A 19,029-nucleotide genomic window follows, 5' to 3' on the forward strand; every position below is an offset into this window, starting at 1 on the left:
TCTGGACGGGACTCGAACCCGCGACCCCATGCGTGACAGGCATGTATTCTAACCAGCTGAACTACCAGACCGTTGCTCTAAGCGGATGCAAATATATAACCTTTTTTTAAATAAAAAAGAGTTATTTCATAAAAAATTCTGCCTACTGATAAGGTAGGAGGTAAGTATTTTGTCATACCCTTCATTTATATCTACAGGAACATAATCTATCTTGTATTGTAAGCATTTGTTTTTTAGCTTATTGAAGAAGATGTTGCTTAATTCTTGATATTTTTGTTGTACGTTTTCAGCGTATAAATTTATTTCTTCACCAGTTTCAACATCTGTGAATTTTTTTGGGCTATTGTCAAAATCGAATAAGAACTCTGTTTTTTTATCGTGAGTATGAAATAATACAACTTCGTGTTTGTTAAATTTTAAGTGTCGTAAGGCGTCAAAAAGCTCCTCTTCATTTTTTGAGGTTTGAAACATATCAGTAAATAAGAAAATCAAAGACCTTCTATGAATTTTTTCTGCTATTTCATGTAAGTATTGATAAGTTTCTGTTGAGGTGTTTGATTTTGAAGACAATAATAGCTCTAATTGATTCAACAACATTTTACGGTGACGTTCACTTCCTTTTTCGGGAGCATAATATTCATAAGAATCTGAATAAATACTTAATCCTACAGCATCTCTTTGTCGTTTTAAGATATCCATTAGAGAAGCTGCTGCTAATGCCGAAAAACCAATTTTATTTAAGTTGTCTATTGATTGGTTTTTACTAACAGGATAGTGCATGGAAGCAGAATTGTCTATAATTAAATGACATCGAAGATTGGTTTCTTCTTCATATTTTTTTGTGTACAACTTTTCGGTCTTAGCAAATAACTTCCAATCAATATGACGCGTGCTTTCACCTTTGTTATAAAGCTTATGTTCAGAAAACTCCACTGAAAAGCCATGAAACGGACTTTTATGCATGCCTGTTATAAAACCTTCAACAACCTGTTTAGCGAGTAGTTCGAGGTTTTTTAGTTCAGAAGTTGTGTTTTTAAGATCAATCATATAGTTCCGAAGATAAAAAAAAGGTTTGGCAATTGCCAAACCTTTTCTATAATATCAAATTAAAATACTATTTATATATTATAAAGCAGCATCAATTTTATCAGTATATGCTTTTTTAGGAGCGGCACCTACTTGTTTGTCAACAACTTCACCATTCTTAAAGATTAATACGGTAGGGATGTTTCTTACACCATATTTAGCAGCAAATTCTTGATTTGCATCTACATCTACTTTACCAACTACAGCCTTACCATCGTATTCATTACTAATTTCATCAACGATAGGAGATACCATTCTACAAGGTCCACACCAAGCTGCCCAAAAATCTACTAATACTGGTTTGTCAGATTTTAATACTACTTCTTCAAAAGAAGCATCTGTAATTTCTAATGCCATTTTATTTATGTTTTTATCTAAGTTATTTTCTTATTTATTCACTACAAATGTAAACAAATATTTTACCAATACAATTCTACAAAAATTACTTTTTATTATTATAATATCAATACTTTCTATTTACTTACAAGTTTGTTTTTAAGTGTGTAAAATAATCTATAACTTTGCCAAATATATTTTGAGGAAAAATTTGACTGATTGCAACCTCATTGAACAATAGTTCAAAATAAAAATGCTAAAGCAGTAATTTTCTACTCCTTTTAGCGACTCAGCAATCCAAGTTTTTTCTTTATAGTTAAATTTTAAAAAAGAAGTATTTATGTCATATTTTTTCACTTCGGAAAGTGTTTCTGAAGGACATCCAGACAAAGTAGCAGATCAAATTTCTGATGCTTTAATAGATAATTTTTTAGCTTTTGATTCAGATTCTAAAGTAGCATGTGAAACATTGGTAACAACTGGTCAAGTAGTATTAGCAGGAGAAGTAAAATCTTCTACCTACTTAGATGTTCAAAAAATTGCTCGTGAGGTAATTAATAAAATTGGATATACGAAAGGTGAGTACATGTTTGATGGTAATTCTTGTGGAGTATTATCTGCAATTCATGAACAATCAGATGATATTAGCCGTGGAGTAGATAGAGCATCTAGAGAAGAGCAAGGTGCCGGAGATCAGGGAATGATGTTTGGTTATGCGACAAACGAAACTGAGCATTATATGCCGTTAGCGTTAGATTTATCACATATAATTTTAAAGGAATTAGCAGCGATACGTAGAGAGAATAAAGAAATTACTTATTTACGTCCAGATGCTAAAAGTCAGGTAACGATTGAGTATTCTGATGATAACGTACCACAACGTATTGAAGCAATTGTTGTTTCTACACAGCACGATGATTTTGCTGATGATGAAACTATGTTAGCAAAAATTAGAAAAGATATTGTTGAAATTTTAATCCCAAGAGTTAAAGCACAATTAACTCCAGAAATTCAAGCGTTGTTTAATGATGATATTAAATATCATATTAATCCAACAGGGAAATTTGTAATTGGTGGACCTCACGGAGATACTGGATTAACAGGACGTAAAATCATTGTAGATACCTATGGAGGAAAAGGAGCACATGGTGGTGGAGCTTTCTCAGGAAAAGATCCTAGTAAAGTAGATCGTTCTGCAGCGTATGCAACGCGTCATATTGCTAAAAACTTAGTAGCGGCGGGAGTTGCTGATGAGGTATTGGTACAAGTATCGTATGCGATTGGAGTTGTAGAGCCAATGGGGGTTTTTGTAGACACTTATGGAACATCAAAAGTTAATTTAAATGATGGGGAGATAGCTCAAAAAGTTTCTGAAATTTTTGATATGCGCCCGCATGCTATTGAAGATCGTTTAAAGTTACGTAACCCAATATATAGTGAAACTGCTGCTTATGGGCATATGGGAAGAACAAACGAAGTGGTTTCCAAAACATTTACGCAACCTAACGGAGAAAGTAAAACCGTAGAAGTTGAGCTATTTACTTGGGAAAAATTAGATTATGTTTCTAAAGTAAAAGAGAATTTTGGTTTGTAAAAAACAAAATTAGTAGTAAAAAAGCCTCGACATTGTCGAGGCTTTGTAGTTTTAATAGTTTATTTTACTTGAAATACAAAGGGTATTCTAGCTTGAATTCCTTTTAGGTTTTTCATTTTATGAATGTTGTTGTATAACTGATAGTTTTCATCACCCATTGTTTCTTTCAAAATTTCTTCTTTTGAAGCTTTTGCAAAAGGAGAGAATTTTAAGGCTTCTTTTAAATCTGTTTTATAATTAGGGTAATTACGAACTCTGTAGTTTTCAAGCTCTGCTAATTCAGCGGCAACTTTAATAGCATCATTTAATCCTCCTAATTGATCTACTAAGCCGTTTTCAATAGCTTCTTTACCTGTCCAAACTCTACCTTGAGCAATTTCATTTACTTGCTCAAAAGTCATGTTACGTCCTGCAGAAACACGGTTAACAAATGTGGTGTAAATTTGTTCAACACCTTCCTTAGTAACATCGTAAAACTTTTTATTCATTGGTTCAAAAACACTGTAAGAAGCACTGTTGTTGGTAGATACTTGCTCTGCATTAATACCAATATTGTCGGTAAATTGACTAAAGTTAGGAATAGCGCCAAAAACACCGATTGAACCTGTTATTGTTGTAGGTTCTGCAATAATTTTATCGGCATTACAAGCAATGTAGTAACCACCAGAAGCAGCGAAGTTACCCATAGAAACTACTAAAGGTTTTTCTTTTTTAGTTAATTCTAACTCACGCCATATTAGTTCAGAAGCCAATGCGTTACCTCCAGGAGAGTTTACGCGTAGTACGACAGCTTTTACATTATCATCTTTTCTAGCTTTTCTAATAGCTTTATTAATAATTCCTTGTCCAATATAGTCTTCATTTCCTTCTCCGTAGATAATGTCTCCTTGTGCATATATTACAGCAATTTTATCTTTTGCTGTTGAAGAAATTCTTCCTTTTCCAGAGTTTATGTAGTCTTCAATAGAAATAGTATTTAGTTTCTTGTCAGAACCCATAGCTAATTTTTCTTCGTATTCATCTTCGTAAATAGAAGCATCAATTAAATTGTTTTCTTTTGCAACAGTAACATTTCTTCCGTTAGAATTATCTGCAATAAGGTTTAGCTTTTCAATAGAAATGTTTCTACTTTTACTAATATCATCTGTAATTTCTGACCAAATTGACTTTAAAAATGAAGTAGTTTGTTCGCGGTTAGCTTCGCTCATTTCATTTTCCAAGAAAGGTTCAACAGCACTTTTATATTTTCCGTGACGAATAACCTCCATTTTAATACCATATTTGTCTTCAAAGTCTTTGAAATATAAAATTTCGGTAGATAAACCTCTAAAGTCAATAGCTCCTACTGGGTTTAAGAATAAACTGTCAGCAACAGAGCTTAGGTAGTAATTTTTTTGAGTATAAATGTCATTATAAGCATATACAAACTTACCACTCTCTTTAAACTCTTCAATTTTGTTTCGTATGGCTTGTGTTTGTGCGATACCAGCATTAATAAAAGGTGTTTTAATACTTATTCCTTTTATTTTATCATCAGTTTTTGCATTTTCAATAGCGTTGATAATTTTGTTTAAAGCCAATTTTTCATCTGTTAGCTCCAAAGCTTCAGCAATAGGATTGTCTTCTTTTGGAGCATAATCTTTAATGGGTGTTGATAAATCTAACTCTAAAACTGAGTTTGATTTTACAACAATTTTTTCTTCAGCTCCTACAATAGCAGCGATAGCAAAAAAGAATACAAATAGCAAAAATAGAGCAATGAAAAAGCCTAGAATAGAGGCAAGTAAATTTCTTAAAAACTTCATGTTGTATGGTTAATTTTTTTGAGCAAATATACAGTTTTTAGAGAGACGCCTTTTACTAAGGTTTTGTTAGTTCCAACGATTTATTCCTACACCCAAGTTCATGCGGTATTTTCGTTGGGCGAACTCAAAATAATTAAAAAGTTTATAATTTACTTCATAACCATAATCAACGTGTGGACTATAATCAATTACATTTTCATAAATGTTTGAATTAAATTGAAGAGGATTTCTAGCTCGATAATTCCATGTATTTACATACAAACAATTTTTATTTTCTAGGTATTGTTGTGAGTAAAAGTCCTCTGGTTTGGCTATACTGTTTAAATAAGTAGTAAAACCAGGATCAATAATTATAATTTCATACTCTAAACTATCATTAGCAATTACAACAGGTTCCTCTTTAGGAGTGTTAGAAGTATTTTTTATAGGCGAGGAACTGCAAGCCCATATCATAGTTCCAATAACACTAAGAAAAAGAATATGTTGTAAGGTTTTCATAATCAGTGTGATTTGTAATTATAAAGTTGCAAAAATTATTCCATTTTTCATTGATTTTTAATTTGTTTAATAGTAATTTTCAGCATTAAATACTAAAAAATGAAGAAAAGATGTTTTTGGGTTAGTGATGATCCACTATATGTTGAGTATCACGATAATGAATGGGGAGTGCCTGTATATGATGACGATAAGCTGTTTGAGTTTTTAATATTAGAAACTTTCCAAGCAGGTTTGAGTTGGATTACAGTTTTGAAGAAAAGAGAAAACTTTAGAAAGGCGTTTGATAATTTCGACTATAAAAAAATAGCAAAATACTCTGAAGATAAATATGAAGAATTGCTTTTGGATGCTGGAATTATAAGAAATAAATTAAAGATAAGAGCCACAATTACCAACGCGCAGGCTTTTATGAAAGTACAAGACGAATTTGGTTCGTTCTCAAAATATATTTGGAGCTTTACTAATGGAAAACCGATAGTGAATAAGTTTGAAAAGAGAGAAGAAGTACCAGCAACAACAGAGCTTTCTGATGCGATTTCAAAAGATTTAAAAAAACGAGGATTTAAGTTTGTTGGTTCAACAGTAATTTATGCACACATGCAGGCTACAGGAATGGTAAACGACCATACAACCGACTGTTTTCGATACCGTGAAGTTTAAATTTCGTAATTTTAGCATTCAAAAAAAATAAATTTAAAACTATATAAATGAAATTAAAACAAATGCTTTGTGCAGTTGTTGCAGCTGGAGTATTAACTTCATGCGGAACAGAAGCCAAAAAAGAACCTAAAGTAGTAGAAAAAAAGGCAAAAGAGTTTGAGTATGTTGTTGAGCAATTTGCCGATATAAAAGTGTTACGTTATCAAATTCCAGGATTTGATGAATTAACACTAAAAGAAAAAAAATTAGTGTACTATTTAACACAAGCTGGTTTATCTGGGCGTGATATTATGTGGGATCAAAACTACCGTCATAATCTAGAAATTAGAGCTGCTTTAGAAAACATTAATAATAATTTTAAAGGAGACAAAGAAAGTGAAGATTTTAAAGCATTCACTACCTATTTGAAAAGAGTGTGGTTTTCTAATGGAATCCATCATCATTATTCTAACGATAAGTTAAAACCTACATTTTCTAAAGAATATTTAGAAACGTTGTTAAAAGAAACTAATACTGAATTATCTACGGAAGCATTAGACGTTATTTTTAATGATAAAGATGCTAAAAAAGTAAACAAAAAAGCTGGGGTAGATAATGTATTAGCATCAGCAGTAAACTTTTATGGTGCAGATATTACCAGCAAAGAGGTAGAAGATTTTTATGTGAAAGCAGATAAAGGACCAAAAGGGCAACCAATTGAGGCTGGTTTAAACTCTAAGTTAGTTCGTGAAGATGGAAAACTAGTTGAAAAAGTTTGGAAATCTGGCGGGATGTACGGGCAAGCAATCGATAAAATTATTTATTGGTTAGAAAAAGCTAAGGAAGTAGCCGAGAACGAAAAACAAGCAAAAACGTTAGAGTTGTTAATCGAGTACTATAAAACAGGAGATTTACATACTTGGGACGAATATGCAATTGCTTGGGTAGAATCTACTGAAGGTAACATTGATTGGATTAACGGTTTTATTGAAGTGTATAATGACCCTAAAGGATACAGAGGTTCATACGAAACGGTTGTACAAATCAAAGACTTTGATATGTCTAAAAAAATGAAAGTATTATCAGACAACGCACAGTGGTTTGAAGATAACGCTCCGTTAGACCCAACCCACAAAAAGAAAGATGTTGTAGGAGTTTCATATAAAACAGTAAATGTAGCAGGTGAAGCTGGAGATGCATCTCCAAGTACGCCAATTGGAGTGAATTTACCAAACAACAACTGGATTCGTCAACAACACGGTTCTAAATCGGTATCGTTAGGAAATATTATAGGTTCTTATAACAATGCTGGAGGAACTGGACGTTTAAAAGAGTTTGCTAACGATCAAGAAGAAATTGATTTAGAGATTAAATATGGGAAGTTAGCAGATAAATTACACACGGCATTACACGAGGTAATCGGGCATGCTTCAGGTGTAATTAACGACGGAGTTGGTCAACCAAAAGAGACATTAAAGAACTATGCTTCTACAATGGAAGAGGGTAGAGCAGATTTAGTTGGGTTGTATTATTTAATGGATCCTAAATTACAAGAATTAAGGTTAGTTGATGATTGGCAAAAAGTAGGAAAAGCTGCTTATGACGGATATATCAGAAATGGGTTAATGACGCAGTTAATCAGAATTAACTTAGGAGACGATATTGAAGAAGATCACATGGTAAACCGTCAATGGGTTTCAGCGTGGGCTTTTGAACAAGGAGTGAAAGATAATGTAATTGAAAAAGTTACTAGAGATGGAAAAACTTTTTATAACATTAATGATTATGAAAAACTTCGTGAAATTTTTGGACGTTTATTAAAAGAAACACAAAGAATTAAATCAGAAGGAGATTTTGAAGCGGCAAAAGCATTAGTAGAAGGTTACGGAGTAAAAGTAGATCAAGATATTCATAAAGAAGTTTTAGATCGTAATGCACAGTTTACATCAGCTCCTTATAACGGATTTGTAAATCCAGTCTTAGAGCCAGTAACTGATACTGATGGAAATATTACTGATATCAAGATTAAGCAACCAGAAACGTTTGAAGAGCAAATGAAGTTCTACGCTAAAAACTATAACTTCTTGCCAGTTAAAAACTAAGAAGTCCAGTTTTAAAAATAGTTGAAAAAATCAAAACCGATTCTATTTAGAATCGGTTTTTTGATTTTATAAGAAACTATTAAAAGGAAGTGTTATTTTGTTAATAATTTTGATAAAAACAATAAAGCAATTACTACTGCTATTGCTATAGCAACGTATAAAGCTCCATTCTGATAATGTTTTTTATTGTTTTTAGCATCTTTCTTATAACTAAAATACATTAAAAGAATAAAAGCTATCACAAATAAACTCGCAAAAACAATTCTGCCTGTAGTAAACATTTTTGCAGCAATAAGTATAAACATAAAATTGTATTTTTAGCAAAGTTAAAGAATGATTTTAGAATGAAAAAAACTAAAATAGCAATTATTTTTGATGCTAGTTAAAGTGTCAGAGAAAGCAACATAAACCAATATAAAACAGATTAATTACAATGAAGAAAAGAATAGCAGCAGTACACGAATTTCATTCAGCATTCGGATTAGGAGTCAAAAATGAACCTACAGCAAATATAGGAGAAGAACGAAACTTACTTCGTTTTAATTTGATGAAAGAAGAAAATGAAGAATATTTAGAAGCTGCCCAAAATAACGATTTGGTTGAGGTAGCAGATGCTTTAGGTGATATGTTATATATTTTATGTGGAACCATAATAGAACATGGTATGCAGCATAAAATAGAAGAAGTATTCAATGAAATACAACGAAGCAACATGAGTAAGTTAGGAGAAGATGGCAAGCCTATTTACCGTGAAGATGGTAAAGTATTGAAAGGACCAAATTACTTTAAACCAAACATTAAAGAAATCTTAGATAAATAAAAAAGACTCCTTATTAAGGAGTCTTTTTTATTTTGTTCTTTTATTTACCCATAATTCTTTCTAATTCCGATGTTAATGTTTTAACATTATTAACCATTTTAATAATGATACCATTAGAATCTATAATTAAGTGTGTAGGATATTGTTTAACTTTTAGTTTCTTAGTCATGTAATCCTTTTGCTCAGGGATAGTTGGATATTTAAACTCTTTGGTTTCTAAAAATTTAACCAGTTCATCTTTTTTATCAAAAGCCAAGCTAACAAATTCAATTTTTTCATCCTTGTACTTATCTACCAACTCATTTAATTCAGGAAATTCTTCAACACATACTTTACAAGTAATAAACCAGCATTTTAGTACTAACAACTTCCCTTTTGTATCAGCTTTATTGTGTGCGTTACCATTTAAATCAATAAAGTTGTAATTAGGAAGTTTTTTACCTTCCATTTTAAAGTATTGATGTGCTATTGAAGCTTTACTAACAATTGATTTTTTTATTTTTTCATTCGAAGAATCATCAATACCTGTAAGCTGATATTGTACTTTACCATCTTTTTTAGACTTAATAGGAATGTATGCACCAGTACGAAGTAAGGTTAAAAAGATACCTTTTTCCATAATAGCACCCTTATCATCCATAGGAATGAAAGTTGACATTAAATCAATATTTTCCTTTGTATAAGCTTCCCAGTTATCAAAGTTTTTTTGAATATCTTCAGTATCAACAGAAAATGAACCTGTCGAAGAACCTTTAACAGTTAAGGTTTCTTCAGAAGTATTATCTTCATTAATAGGAGGTTCTCCTTCCTTTTTGGGAGTAATTACTTTATTACTTTGAGCTATGGTTTTATCTTCATTTGAAATTGAATTAGAATAAATATCTAATCCAAAAAATGAAATTGCAAAACCTACTCCTATTGATAATAAAGCTAGTACAATATTTCTCATTTCTTTAGAATTTTTTGTTAAAAAACTTAATTCTGTTTACTAATATAGCTTTTTTTAATGAAATTATTAAACTTTAACCCTCCAGTTGTGCTTATCTTCTAGTTTGTTGTATTGAATGTTAAGTAGTTTTTCTTTAAAGAAGGAAGCATAAGAATCACTTACTTCTGGTAATTCAAAAGTATTATTTTGGTGTTTAAACCCTTTTATAGGATTTATTACAGCAGCAGTACCAGAACCAAAAATTTCTTTTAGTTCACCTTGCCTTGCAGCTTCTTTAATTTCAGCAACCGATACTCTTTTAATTTCAATATCTATGTTGTAGTCTTTTGCAAGTTGAATAATCGATTTACGAGTAACACCATCTAAAATACGGTCACTTGTTGGTGCAGTTATAAGTTTATCTCCTACTCTAAAAAAGATATTCATTGTACCTGCTTCTTCTAAGTATTCGTGTGTATTAGCATCAGTCCAAACAATTTGTTGATACCCTTCTTTATGCGCTAAACTAGTAGGGTAAAATTGAGCTGCATAGTTACCAGCCGCTTTTGCAAAACCAACACCACCATCAGCAGAACGACTATATTTTTCAGCAAAAAGAACTCTAACTTCACCAGCATAATATGATTGTGCAGGAGAACAAATAATTATAAACTTATATTCTTCGGCAGGAGAAGCAGCAATAGCTCCTTCAGAAGCAATAATGAACGGACGAATATATAACGAGTTTCCTATTCCTTTTTTAATCCATGCATTATCCAATTTAAGAAGTTTTTTTAACCCTTCAAAAAATACGTTTTCTGGAACTGGTGGCATTGCTAAACGAGCCCCGGATTTATTAATTCTATGAAAATTCTCATCAGGACGAAATAAAAACACATCATCATTTTCATCTTTATAAGCCTTCATTCCTTCAAAAACAGCTTGTCCGTAATGAAAAACCCTAGCAGAAGGCTCAAAAGTTAAAGGTCCATAAGGTAAAATTTTAGGCGTTTTCCATTCTCCATTAGCAAAGTCACAAACTAGCATATGGTCAGTAAAAGTGCGACCGAACGCTAAGTTGTTAAAATCTACCGTATTTATTTTAGACTCTTGTATAAGCTCAATATCAATATTCATTATGTGATTAATTTTAGAAGTGCTACGAAGATACAAAATCTAGTGGTATATTTTGAGGTTAGCTACTAGCTTGAAGAAATATGAGTATATTTGTTGATATGTTAATTTTAATTTTTTGAAAATGAAAAGACTACTAGTTTTTGCTACGTTTTTAAGCGTAATGTTTAGTGCTTGTAAAACTGAAAAGAAAGATGCAACTTCTGCTGTAAATGATATTAAAGAACAAAAGATAGCCTATGCGTCGTTTGGAAATGAGATTACAGATAGCAATGCTATTTCTGCTGAAGAAATGCGAACAAAATTCAAAAATTTAAAAAAAGGAGATACTTTAAATATAAAATTTACTTCAACAATAAATGAAGTATGTAAGAAAAAAGGGTGTTGGATGAAGTTAGATTTAGGTGAAGAACAAGAATCAATGGTACGTTTTAAAGATTATGGTTTTTTCATGCCTTTAAACGCAGATGATAAAGAAGTGATAGTAAACGGTAAAGCTTTTGTTACTGAGATTTCTATTGATGAATTACAGCATTATGCTAAAGATGCAGGAAAATCAGAAGAAGAAATAGCAAAAATTACAGAACCAAAATACACCTACGCTTTTGAAGCTGATGGAGTGTTAATGAAAAAATAATGAAACAATTAATTATTGTTTTATTGATGTCCTTGGTGTTTTTTTCTTGTAAACAAGAAAAGAAAGAACCAAAAGAGGAACTTATAATGTATCAATCTTCAGAAATGGCAGCCTTAATGAATGCTATGTATGAAGGGAACATGACAATTAAGAATAAAATTTTAGCAGGTGAATCAATAGGTAACTTTCCTGAAACCTATCTGAATATTCATTCTGCGGTTTTAACCGATCCAGCAGATAGAAATACAAGTTTTGAAGCTTTTTCAAAACTGTATATTCAAGATATGCAGCAAGTATATTCGGGTTCAAAAGATTCTTTAAAACAGAATTTTAATCAAGCTGTAAATAGTTGTATTGCCTGTCATAAAACAACTTGTACAGGACCAATACCAAGAATTAAAAAATTACTGATTAAATAGTTTAGTTATAAAACGAGAAATTATCATAACGTCCGATGGTTCTACTACCATTCATTTGCCAGAGTGGAATGAACAATATCACTCTAAACACGGAGCAATACAAGAAGCCTATCATGTATTTATTAGAAACGGATTAAAGTATGTAGATGTTAAAAATGTTTCTATTTTAGAAATAGGTTTCGGAACAGGACTCAATTGTTTTATCACATTACTGGAAGCTAAAAAGCAGATTGATTATGTTGGGGTAGAAGCATATCCTGTAGCTAAAGAAGAAGTGGTGAAATTAAATTATGTTGAGGAATTGGATGCTGATGATAAAAGAGAATTTTTTGAGAAAATTCACGAAGTTTCTTGGGAAGAAAAACACAAAATAGCCTCCAATTTTTCATTGACTAAGCGTAAACAGTTTTTTACTGAAATTACTGATGAAAATAGCTTTGATTTGATTTATTTTGATGCTTTTGGAGCTAGAGTACAACCCGATTTGTGGACAGAAGATATTTTTAAAATTATGTTTGCTGCGCTAAAACCAGAAGGTGTCTTAGTAACTTACTCAGCAAAAGGAAGTGTACGACGAGCAATGCAGGCGGTAGGTTTTGATGTAGAACGCTTACCTGGACCTCCAGGGAAAAGAGAGATGTTGCGAGCAACAAAAGTAAGTAGTGAGTAACATTTAACATAATTAAAAGCCTAATGCAATTAGTTTAGTAAATAGAAACAAATAAATGGAGTTTAAAAGACGTTTTGGTAATCGAAAAAAAGGAAATCCTAAAAAAGGGTTATTTCTAGTAATCTTATTAATCATTGTATTGTATTTGTTTTTCAATGTAGAAAAAATTATTGGAAGATTTTTATAAATGAAGCCATTTCAATTTAAAGAGTTTACAGTACACCAAGATAAAACTGCAATGAAAATAGGTACCGATGCGGTATTGCTAGGTGCGTGGTGTGATTTAGGAGGATACCCTGATACAATGTTAGATGTTGGTTCAGGCACAGGGGTTATTTCATTGATGTTAGCACAACGAAGTGATGCGATGACTATTGATGCAGTAGAAGTTGATGAAGGTGCTTATGAACAAACGGTTGAAAATTTTGAGCAATCAGCTTGGGGAGATAGACTTTTTTGTTACAATGCTTCTTTTGTAGAGTTTGTAGAAGAAATGGCAGAGGAAGAAGAAGAATACGATATAATTGTTTCAAACCCGCCATTTTATACTGATGACTATGAAACGGAAGATATAGCAAGAAATAAAGCACGATTTACAAGCTCATTGTCTTTTGAAGAGTTAATACAGGGAGTAAGTGAAATATTGTCCGAAAACGGAAGGTTCTCAACCATTATACCGTTTAAAGAAGAAGCGGATTTTATCAAGCTAGCTAAAAAACATAACTTATACCTAAACAGGGTTTGTAGAGTAAGAGGAAATCCAACATCAGAAATAAAACGTAGTTTGTTAGAGTTTTCGTTTACTAAAGCTACAGTTCAAGAAGAAGAATTAATTATAGAAACAAGAAGGCACCAGTATACTGATGCCTATATAAATCTTACAAAAGATTTTTATTTGAAGATGTGATTTTTTATGTGGATACCTTTTCAAAAACGTCATTTAATGTTAACTCAGTTCTTGTTGTGAAGAATGGAGTTTTTGAGTGTCAGTTTTTATAACTTCGATTGGGTTTTTATTCTCATCAATAGCAACAAAGGTAAACTCACCCTCAATGGCTTTTTCTCTATGATGTGAGTACATATGCTCTGTATAAATTTTAACGGTAACTTTCAAACTTTTGTTACCTATATAGCTAACTTTTCCTATTAACTCAATAATAGTTCCAGCAGGAATTGGTTTTTTAAAATCAATTTTATCACTACTTACAGTTACAACTTTTTGTCTACAAAACCGTGTCGCAGTAATAAAAGCAACTTCATCCATTAATTGCATGGCAGTTCCTCCGAACAGTGTATCATAATGATTGGTTGTGTTTGGAAATACGGCTTTAAAAATACGTGTTTCCGATTGTATTATTTTTTCTTCTGTGGTCATTTTTAGTGGGAGTTTATATGATAATTAGTGCCCAAAAAGTTTTGTGTTTTTGGGCACTTTATAATTAGTCAGCTGTTAGGTAATAGTTTCCAGTGTATTAGTATTGTACCTTAATGAAGCTTCTTTTGCAGCCGAAACCATAGCAAGTAAAGCTTTTTCTGTTTCATCCCAATGTCTGGTTTTAAGACCACAATCAGGATTTACCCAAAGCTGGGCGGCTGGAATAACTTTTTGAGCTTTGTGTAAGAGTTCAAGCATTTCTTGAATAGAAGGAACTCTAGGTGAATGAATGTCATATACTCCAGGGCCAATTTCATTTGGATATTTAAAATCAGCAAAAGCATTTAATAGTTCCATTTGAGAACGAGAGCATTCAATCGTAATAACATCAGCATCCATATCAGCAATGTTTTGAATAATGTCATTAAACTCTGAATAGCACATGTGTGTATGTATTTGTGTAGCATCATCTACACCGCATGATGAAATTTTAAAAGCTTCAACAGCCCATTTTAGATAATCATTCCAACCTGATTTTCGTAGAGGAAGTCCTTCTCTTATAGCAGGTTCATCAATTTGAATAATTCTGATACCCACTTTTTCTAGATCTGTAACTTCATCGCGAATAGCTAATGCAATTTGTTTACAGGTAGTTGAACGAGGCTGGTCATCGCGTACAAAAGACCATTGTAAAATGGTAACAGGTCCTGTTAACATTCCTTTAACCCAATTATTAGTTAAAGATTGTGCGTACTGTGACCAATAAACAGTCATTGGATGGGGGCGGTAAACATCACCGTAAATAATAGGAGGCTTCACACAGCGGCTACCATAACTTTGAACCCAGCCTTTTTTAGTAAATGTAACTCCTGCAAGTTGTTCACCAAAATACTCTACCATGTCGTTTCGCTCATACTCACCATGAACCAAAACATCAAGACCTATTTTTTCTTGCCATTGAATGGTTTTTTGAGTTTCTTTCTTTAGTAAATATTTATATTCCTCACTATTTAAAGTACCTTTTTTAAATTGTGCTCTCCAGCTTCTTACTTCTTTAGTTTGGGGAAATGAACCAATGGTTGTAGTAGGGAATAATGGTAAATTCAATACTTTTTCTTGCGCTTCTTTACGAACAGAAAAGCTATTTTTTCTTCGAGAATCAGTTTCAGTAATAGCATCAATACGTTGTTTTACGTCGTTATGATGAATCAAAGCTGAAGATTTTCTACTTGCGATAGCTTTTTTGTTTTCTTCAAAAGCATTCAAAATAGCTTTATTAGTAGTATCTTCAGATAACTGTTTTAACAAATTTACTTCTGTAAGTTTTTGCTTAGCGAAAGCAAGCCATTGTTTAATATCATTATCTAAAGATGTTTCTAGTTCTAAATCGCAAGGAGAATGTAATAAAGAACATGAGGAAGCAATAAAGATTCTGTCAGAGCCTAATCTATCGGTTGCTTTTTGAATAAGTTGTAACGATTTTTCAAAGTCGTTTTTCCAAATGTTTCTTCCATCTACAATACCTAACGATAGAGACTTGTCTTCAGAAAGAGTGCTTAATACATCGTCTAATTGGTATTCACAACGAACTAAGTCGATATGTAATGTATCGATAGGAAGTGTGTTAGCTAATGAAAGATTGTCTTTTAAACCTTCAAAGTAAGTGGTAACTATAAATTTTAAATTAGGAAACTTCCTTCTAATTTCATTATAGATAAATTGATAGGTTTCTTTAGCTTTTTCGTTTAGGTCTAACGCTAAAAAAGGCTCATCAAATTGAATATATTTTGCACCTTGTGCTTGAAGCTCTTGAAGAATTTCCATATACACAGGAAGTAGTTTTGTTGCTAAATCTAACTTATTAAACCCCTCTTCTTTTTCTTTACCTAAAATAAGGTAGCTAACTAAACCAATAATTACAGGTTTAGCATTAATTCCTAATTGTTTAGCTCCAACAAATTCATTAACAATTTTATTAGAGAATAGTTTAAACTCCTGGTCTTTATAGAATTCGGGAACAATGTAATGGTAGTTAGTGTCAAACCACTTAGTCATTTCCATAGCAGTAATATCAAGCTCATCTTTTTGATATCCTCTTGCCATGGCAAAATAGAGATCTAGTTCAGAGTTTGAAGCTTTTAAAGCTACTTCGTTGTAACGTTTAGGGATAGCGCCAACGCTGAGTGTCATATCTAACACTTGATCGTAATAAGAAAAATCATTACAAGGAATAAGGTCTATACCTGCTTCTTGTTGTGTTTTCCAGTTTTGTTGACAGATGTTTCTTCCTGTTTCAAGAAGTTCCTGTAAACTTGTTTTGCCCGACCAATATTGCTCGCAGGCTTTTTTGAGTTCTCTGTTGCTACCAATACGCGGATAGCCAAGAATGTGCGTTTGCATTTCTTTTTAACTTTTATAATTAAACATTAATTTTAAAAGTTCTTTTAGATGCTTCGCAATGCTAAAAAACGATGTGATGCTTGAGAAGAAATAATGACATACCAAAAAAGCACAGCATTTCATAAGAGAAAGTGTACGTTAAAATATATCATCGGTATGACCCAAAGGCTTCAAATCGCGAAAGCATTGTCAATATCCGAATAGGCAGGTCTCCTGACTTATAACAGTTTTTATCATCCTTCCCGCTTTTGCAGTGGATATACTAGGATAAAAACTTTTGGTGTGTTACTTACAGTTGCGCGACAGTTCGTGATTTTCACACGATTCCCTATTAATCTACAGCTAAGTAAAACCTTTCCGGTTGATGAAGTATGTAAAGAACTTATCGGGGTAAATGTATGTATTATTTTTTTAGAACTGGTAATAAAAAAAGCATCAGTATACTGATGCTTCTTGAGTTTTAACAAGATTTTAAATTTTGTTATTTTTCCCAGTTTTTAAGTTGATCTAAGTATAGATAGCTTTCAACGAATTTCCTGTGCTCTATATTTGTCATGATTTCGAGTAGTTCTAACGCTGAAATATAACTTGCTAAATTTCCGTTTGAAGATAAAAACTTACCATCTTTAATAAAAGTTACCAAGCTGTCGTTTTGAACTTTTAAATTAGGGTAATCTTTTTGTAGTTGTTCACCACCACCAATCCATGTTACAATTTTATGGCCATCAGCTATACCAGATTTACCAATTAAGTTAGCACCAGCACAATTACTAACAGTGTATTGGGTCTCTTGATTTTTTGTTTTTATAAAATCTACAATTTTATCATTATGCACCTGCGTATACATATCGTAAGCACTTGGAACAAATAAAGCTGTTAGTTTGGGGCAATTATCAAAAGTGTAGTCTGGAACAAAATGCATTCCTTCTTCGGTAGTAATAGGTTTAGCTGTTTCAGCTATCGTTACTACATTAAAAAGTTGTTTGCCCTCTTTGTCTACTTTTCCAAAAACATCAGATGTTGCTATAACTTCTCCTTGTAAAACTCCGTTAAACATTAAAAGCCCTATAGTTGGTAATTCAGGATTAAATGGTTTTAAATGTTTAGTTAGAGTATCAGATGGAGATACAACTTGATCAGTTTTTTTGTTGGTTTTTGATTTTTCTGAATTACAACTAACAGTAATAATTGCAAAAATTAAAATTACTACAATACTTAGGTTTTTCATGTGTGTTTTTATTTAGTATCTCTTTGAGTAGGTTTAATAATCATTCTAAAGTATTGGTCTTTATATATGTAATAGCCTAACCAGTTATAGAGTGTTCTTACTTTGTTTTTGAAGTTTACAAGTCCCATAATGTGTACAAAAATCCAAATTAACCAAGCAACAAAACCTTTTAAAGATTGTTTTTGCCCAGGGAAATCAAGTACAGCCTTATTTCGTCCAATAATAGCTAATGAACCTTTATCATTGTATTGAAAAGTCTTCCAGTTACTATTTTTTCTAGAAAGATTTTTAGCTAAGTTTCTAGCTTGTTGTAATGCAGGTTGTGCTAATTGAGGATGTCCTTTAGGATAGTTTTTGTCTCCTAAAATCAAAGCACAGTCCCCTAAAGCATAAATGTTATCATATGAATGTACTAGGTTGAACTGATTTGTTTTTAACCTTCTACCAGCACCAAAACTCTCCTTTGAAAAACCATCAAATGTTTTAGCAGACACACCAGCTGCCCATATAAGGTTTTTAGTATGTATTTTTTCTCCGTTTGATAAATACACAGTTTCACCATCAAAATCATTAACCATGGTGTCCATTGTCAAAGTTACCCCAAGTTCACTTAATTTCTTAGAGGTATATTCTTGTGCTCTTTTGGACATTGGAGCTAATACAGAGCTTTGACCATCAATAAGGTGAATTTCTCCAAAATCATTTTCGTCTAGTTCAGGGTAGTCTTTTATGATAATTGAAGTTTTAATCTCGGATAAAATCCCTGAAAGTTCAACACCTGTAGGACCTGCGCCAGCAATAACAAAAGTTAAACACTTTTTTCTTTCTTCTGGGTTGTGAATTCTTGTAGCTCGGTCAAATCGAGTTAAAATAACATTTCTAAGAGACAGCGCATCACTAATGGTTTTCATAGGTAAACTGTACTTTTCAATGTTTTTGTTTCCAAAAAAATTACTCTCTGTACCAGTTGCCATTACTAGGATGTCGTATGCTATTTCTCCATTACTTACCACTATTTTATTTTCTTCTGGAACAATTTTTTCAAGAGTACCCAGTCGAAAACGAGCGTTTTTAAATTTTCTTAAAATTTTTCTGAATGGATAACTAATTGCAGAAGGTTCCATAAAACCTGTGGATACTTGGTAGATTAAAGGAGGGAAGAAATTGTAGTTGTTACTATCTACTAAAATAATCTGATAACTTTCTGAATTTCCTAATCCTTTTATAAGTTCTAATCCAGCAAAACCGCCGCCAACAACGACAAGTTTTTTCATGTTTTTCATAATGCTATTATGCCCTTAAATTAAATATAAGTGCAAAGGTAGTTAAGTAGGTTTTAGTAAAAAATAAACTAGCTT

Annotated in this window: 19 protein-coding genes and 1 riboswitch; of the genes, 8 read left to right on the forward strand and 11 right to left on the reverse strand. The window is 32.1% G+C overall.

Annotated features, from left to right (window positions below; translation table 11 throughout):
- Positions 1–126 precede the first annotated feature (126 nt).
- Positions 127–1,047 carry a DUF58 domain-containing protein gene (locus tag Q4517_RS12070; RefSeq protein ID WP_303509719.1) on the reverse strand — a complete coding sequence of 307 codons (921 nt, stop codon included), beginning with the start codon at positions 1,045–1,047 and terminating at the stop codon, positions 127–129.
- A gap of 78 nt (positions 1,048–1,125) precedes the next feature.
- A complete protein-coding gene (gene trxA, locus Q4517_RS12075) occupies positions 1,126–1,443 on the reverse strand; it encodes a thioredoxin (protein WP_028892415.1) in 318 nt (105 codons plus the stop codon).
- Positions 1,444–1,762: 319 nt separating this feature from the next.
- On the opposite strand from trxA, the gene metK reads away from it, so the two are divergent.
- Positions 1,763–3,016, forward strand: a complete 1,254-nt coding sequence (gene metK / locus Q4517_RS12080; protein WP_303509725.1) for a methionine adenosyltransferase — start codon at positions 1,763–1,765, stop codon at positions 3,014–3,016.
- 59 nt (positions 3,017–3,075) lie between these two features.
- Here the strand turns inward: metK and sppA are convergent, their stop codons facing one another.
- Together sppA and Q4517_RS12090 are read right to left on the reverse strand one after the other, a co-directional pair.
- Positions 3,076–4,821: a signal peptide peptidase SppA gene (sppA, locus tag Q4517_RS12085; RefSeq protein ID WP_303509727.1), complete on the reverse strand. Its 1,746-nt coding sequence runs from the start codon at positions 4,819–4,821 to the stop codon at positions 3,076–3,078.
- Positions 4,822–4,887: 66 nt separating this feature from the next.
- The gene (locus Q4517_RS12090) at positions 4,888–5,319 is read right to left on the reverse strand and encodes a DUF6146 family protein (protein ID WP_303509729.1); all 432 of its coding nucleotides are present in this window, start codon (positions 5,317–5,319) and stop codon (positions 4,888–4,890) included.
- 99 nt (positions 5,320–5,418) lie between these two features.
- Between Q4517_RS12090 and Q4517_RS12095 the strand changes: the two genes are divergently transcribed.
- Together Q4517_RS12095 and Q4517_RS12100 are read left to right on the forward strand one after the other, a co-directional pair.
- On the forward strand, positions 5,419–5,979 hold the full coding sequence (locus Q4517_RS12095) for a DNA-3-methyladenine glycosylase I (protein ID WP_303509732.1): 561 nt from the start codon (positions 5,419–5,421) through the stop codon (positions 5,977–5,979).
- Between the two features lie 47 nt (positions 5,980–6,026).
- A complete protein-coding gene (locus tag Q4517_RS12100; protein ID WP_303509734.1) occupies positions 6,027–8,060 on the forward strand; it encodes a dipeptidyl-peptidase 3 family protein in 2,034 nt (677 codons plus the stop codon).
- Between the two features lie 92 nt (positions 8,061–8,152).
- On the opposite strand, the gene Q4517_RS12105 is transcribed toward Q4517_RS12100, so the two are convergent.
- Entirely contained in the window at positions 8,153–8,365 is a 213-nt protein-coding gene (locus tag Q4517_RS12105) for a hypothetical protein (protein ID WP_303509737.1), read from the reverse strand.
- Between the two features lie 128 nt (positions 8,366–8,493).
- On the opposite strand from Q4517_RS12105, the gene Q4517_RS12110 reads away from it, so the two are divergent.
- Positions 8,494–8,880 (forward strand): nucleoside triphosphate pyrophosphohydrolase family protein, encoded by a 387-nt coding sequence (locus tag Q4517_RS12110; protein WP_303509740.1) that lies wholly within the window; start codon positions 8,494–8,496, stop codon positions 8,878–8,880.
- 40 nt (positions 8,881–8,920) lie between these two features.
- Here Q4517_RS12110 and Q4517_RS12115 read toward each other — a convergent pair whose 3' ends face one another.
- Both Q4517_RS12115 and Q4517_RS12120 read right to left on the reverse strand, forming a co-directional pair.
- The gene (locus Q4517_RS12115; protein ID WP_303509743.1) at positions 8,921–9,829 is read right to left on the reverse strand and encodes a TlpA disulfide reductase family protein; all 909 of its coding nucleotides are present in this window, start codon (positions 9,827–9,829) and stop codon (positions 8,921–8,923) included.
- 66 nt (positions 9,830–9,895) lie between these two features.
- Positions 9,896–10,945: a branched-chain amino acid aminotransferase gene (locus Q4517_RS12120; RefSeq protein ID WP_303509746.1), complete on the reverse strand. Its 1,050-nt coding sequence runs from the start codon at positions 10,943–10,945 to the stop codon at positions 9,896–9,898.
- A gap of 121 nt (positions 10,946–11,066) precedes the next feature.
- On the opposite strand from Q4517_RS12120, the gene Q4517_RS12125 reads away from it, so the two are divergent.
- From Q4517_RS12125 to Q4517_RS12140, 4 genes are all read left to right on the forward strand, one after another.
- Positions 11,067–11,579 carry a DUF4920 domain-containing protein gene (locus tag Q4517_RS12125; protein ID WP_303509749.1) on the forward strand — a complete coding sequence of 171 codons (513 nt, stop codon included), beginning with the start codon at positions 11,067–11,069 and terminating at the stop codon, positions 11,577–11,579.
- The gene (locus Q4517_RS12130) at positions 11,579–11,998 is read left to right on the forward strand and encodes a hypothetical protein (protein WP_303509752.1); all 420 of its coding nucleotides are present in this window, start codon (positions 11,579–11,581) and stop codon (positions 11,996–11,998) included. The genes Q4517_RS12125 and Q4517_RS12130 overlap by 1 nt, the downstream gene beginning before the upstream one ends.
- 7 nt (positions 11,999–12,005) lie before the next feature.
- A complete protein-coding gene (gene mnmD, locus Q4517_RS12135) occupies positions 12,006–12,668 on the forward strand; it encodes a tRNA (5-methylaminomethyl-2-thiouridine)(34)-methyltransferase MnmD (protein WP_303509882.1) in 663 nt (220 codons plus the stop codon).
- Positions 12,669–12,855: 187 nt separating this feature from the next.
- Positions 12,856–13,575, forward strand: coding sequence for a tRNA1(Val) (adenine(37)-N6)-methyltransferase (locus Q4517_RS12140; RefSeq protein ID WP_303509755.1), 720 nt, complete (start codon positions 12,856–12,858; stop codon positions 13,573–13,575).
- 39 nt (positions 13,576–13,614) lie between these two features.
- On the opposite strand, the gene Q4517_RS12145 is transcribed toward Q4517_RS12140, so the two are convergent.
- From Q4517_RS12145 to Q4517_RS12160, 4 genes are all read right to left on the reverse strand, one after another.
- Positions 13,615–14,043 carry an acyl-CoA thioesterase gene (locus tag Q4517_RS12145; RefSeq protein ID WP_115900148.1) on the reverse strand — a complete coding sequence of 143 codons (429 nt, stop codon included), beginning with the start codon at positions 14,041–14,043 and terminating at the stop codon, positions 13,615–13,617.
- Positions 14,044–14,118: 75 nt separating this feature from the next.
- On the reverse strand, positions 14,119–16,443 hold the full coding sequence (gene metE / locus Q4517_RS12150) for a 5-methyltetrahydropteroyltriglutamate--homocysteine S-methyltransferase (protein ID WP_303509763.1): 2,325 nt from the start codon (positions 16,441–16,443) through the stop codon (positions 14,119–14,121).
- Between the two features lie 185 nt (positions 16,444–16,628).
- A riboswitch (cobalamin riboswitch) is annotated at positions 16,629–16,815 on the reverse strand.
- Positions 16,816–16,924: 109 nt separating this feature from the next.
- Entirely contained in the window at positions 16,925–17,671 is a 747-nt protein-coding gene (locus Q4517_RS12155; RefSeq protein WP_303509765.1) for a DJ-1/PfpI family protein, read from the reverse strand.
- 8 nt (positions 17,672–17,679) lie between these two features.
- Positions 17,680–18,954 carry an NAD(P)/FAD-dependent oxidoreductase gene (locus Q4517_RS12160; RefSeq protein ID WP_303509767.1) on the reverse strand — a complete coding sequence of 425 codons (1,275 nt, stop codon included), beginning with the start codon at positions 18,952–18,954 and terminating at the stop codon, positions 17,680–17,682.
- Positions 18,955–19,029 lie beyond the last annotated feature (75 nt).

The sequence above is a fragment of the Tenacibaculum sp. 1_MG-2023 genome (assembly GCF_030547425.1).
Taxonomy (GTDB): domain Bacteria; phylum Bacteroidota; class Bacteroidia; order Flavobacteriales; family Flavobacteriaceae; genus Polaribacter.

Excerpts from the sequence above, each read along its gene's own strand:
- trxA (WP_028892415.1), bottom strand. The coding sequence starts at position 1,443 with ATGGCATTAGAAATTACAGATGCTTCTTTTGAAGAAGTAGTATTAAAA.
- Q4517_RS12155 (WP_303509765.1), bottom strand. The coding sequence starts at position 17,671 with ATGAAAAACCTAAGTATTGTAGTAATTTTAATTTTTGCAATTATTACT.
- Q4517_RS12095 (WP_303509732.1), top strand. The coding sequence starts at position 5,419 with ATGAAGAAAAGATGTTTTTGGGTTAGTGATGATCCACTATATGTTGAG.
- Q4517_RS12100 (WP_303509734.1), top strand. The coding sequence starts at position 6,027 with ATGAAATTAAAACAAATGCTTTGTGCAGTTGTTGCAGCTGGAGTATTA.
- Q4517_RS12070 (WP_303509719.1), bottom strand. The coding sequence starts at position 1,047 with ATGATTGATCTTAAAAACACAACTTCTGAACTAAAAAACCTCGAACTA.
- Q4517_RS12130 (WP_303509752.1), top strand. The coding sequence starts at position 11,579 with ATGAAACAATTAATTATTGTTTTATTGATGTCCTTGGTGTTTTTTTCT.
- Q4517_RS12140 (WP_303509755.1), top strand. The coding sequence starts at position 12,856 with ATGAAGCCATTTCAATTTAAAGAGTTTACAGTACACCAAGATAAAACT.
- metK (WP_303509725.1), top strand. The coding sequence starts at position 1,763 with ATGTCATATTTTTTCACTTCGGAAAGTGTTTCTGAAGGACATCCAGAC.
- Q4517_RS12105 (WP_303509737.1), bottom strand. The coding sequence starts at position 8,365 with ATGTTTATACTTATTGCTGCAAAAATGTTTACTACAGGCAGAATTGTT.
- metE (WP_303509763.1), bottom strand. The coding sequence starts at position 16,443 with ATGCAAACGCACATTCTTGGCTATCCGCGTATTGGTAGCAACAGAGAA.
- Q4517_RS12160 (WP_303509767.1), bottom strand. The coding sequence starts at position 18,954 with ATGAAAAACATGAAAAAACTTGTCGTTGTTGGCGGCGGTTTTGCTGGA.
- Q4517_RS12110 (WP_303509740.1), top strand. The coding sequence starts at position 8,494 with ATGAAGAAAAGAATAGCAGCAGTACACGAATTTCATTCAGCATTCGGA.
- Q4517_RS12115 (WP_303509743.1), bottom strand. The coding sequence starts at position 9,829 with ATGAGAAATATTGTACTAGCTTTATTATCAATAGGAGTAGGTTTTGCA.
- sppA (WP_303509727.1), bottom strand. The coding sequence starts at position 4,821 with ATGAAGTTTTTAAGAAATTTACTTGCCTCTATTCTAGGCTTTTTCATT.
- Q4517_RS12120 (WP_303509746.1), bottom strand. The coding sequence starts at position 10,945 with ATGAATATTGATATTGAGCTTATACAAGAGTCTAAAATAAATACGGTA.
- Q4517_RS12145 (WP_115900148.1), bottom strand. The coding sequence starts at position 14,043 with ATGACCACAGAAGAAAAAATAATACAATCGGAAACACGTATTTTTAAA.
- Q4517_RS12090 (WP_303509729.1), bottom strand. The coding sequence starts at position 5,319 with ATGAAAACCTTACAACATATTCTTTTTCTTAGTGTTATTGGAACTATG.
- Q4517_RS12125 (WP_303509749.1), top strand. The coding sequence starts at position 11,067 with ATGAAAAGACTACTAGTTTTTGCTACGTTTTTAAGCGTAATGTTTAGT.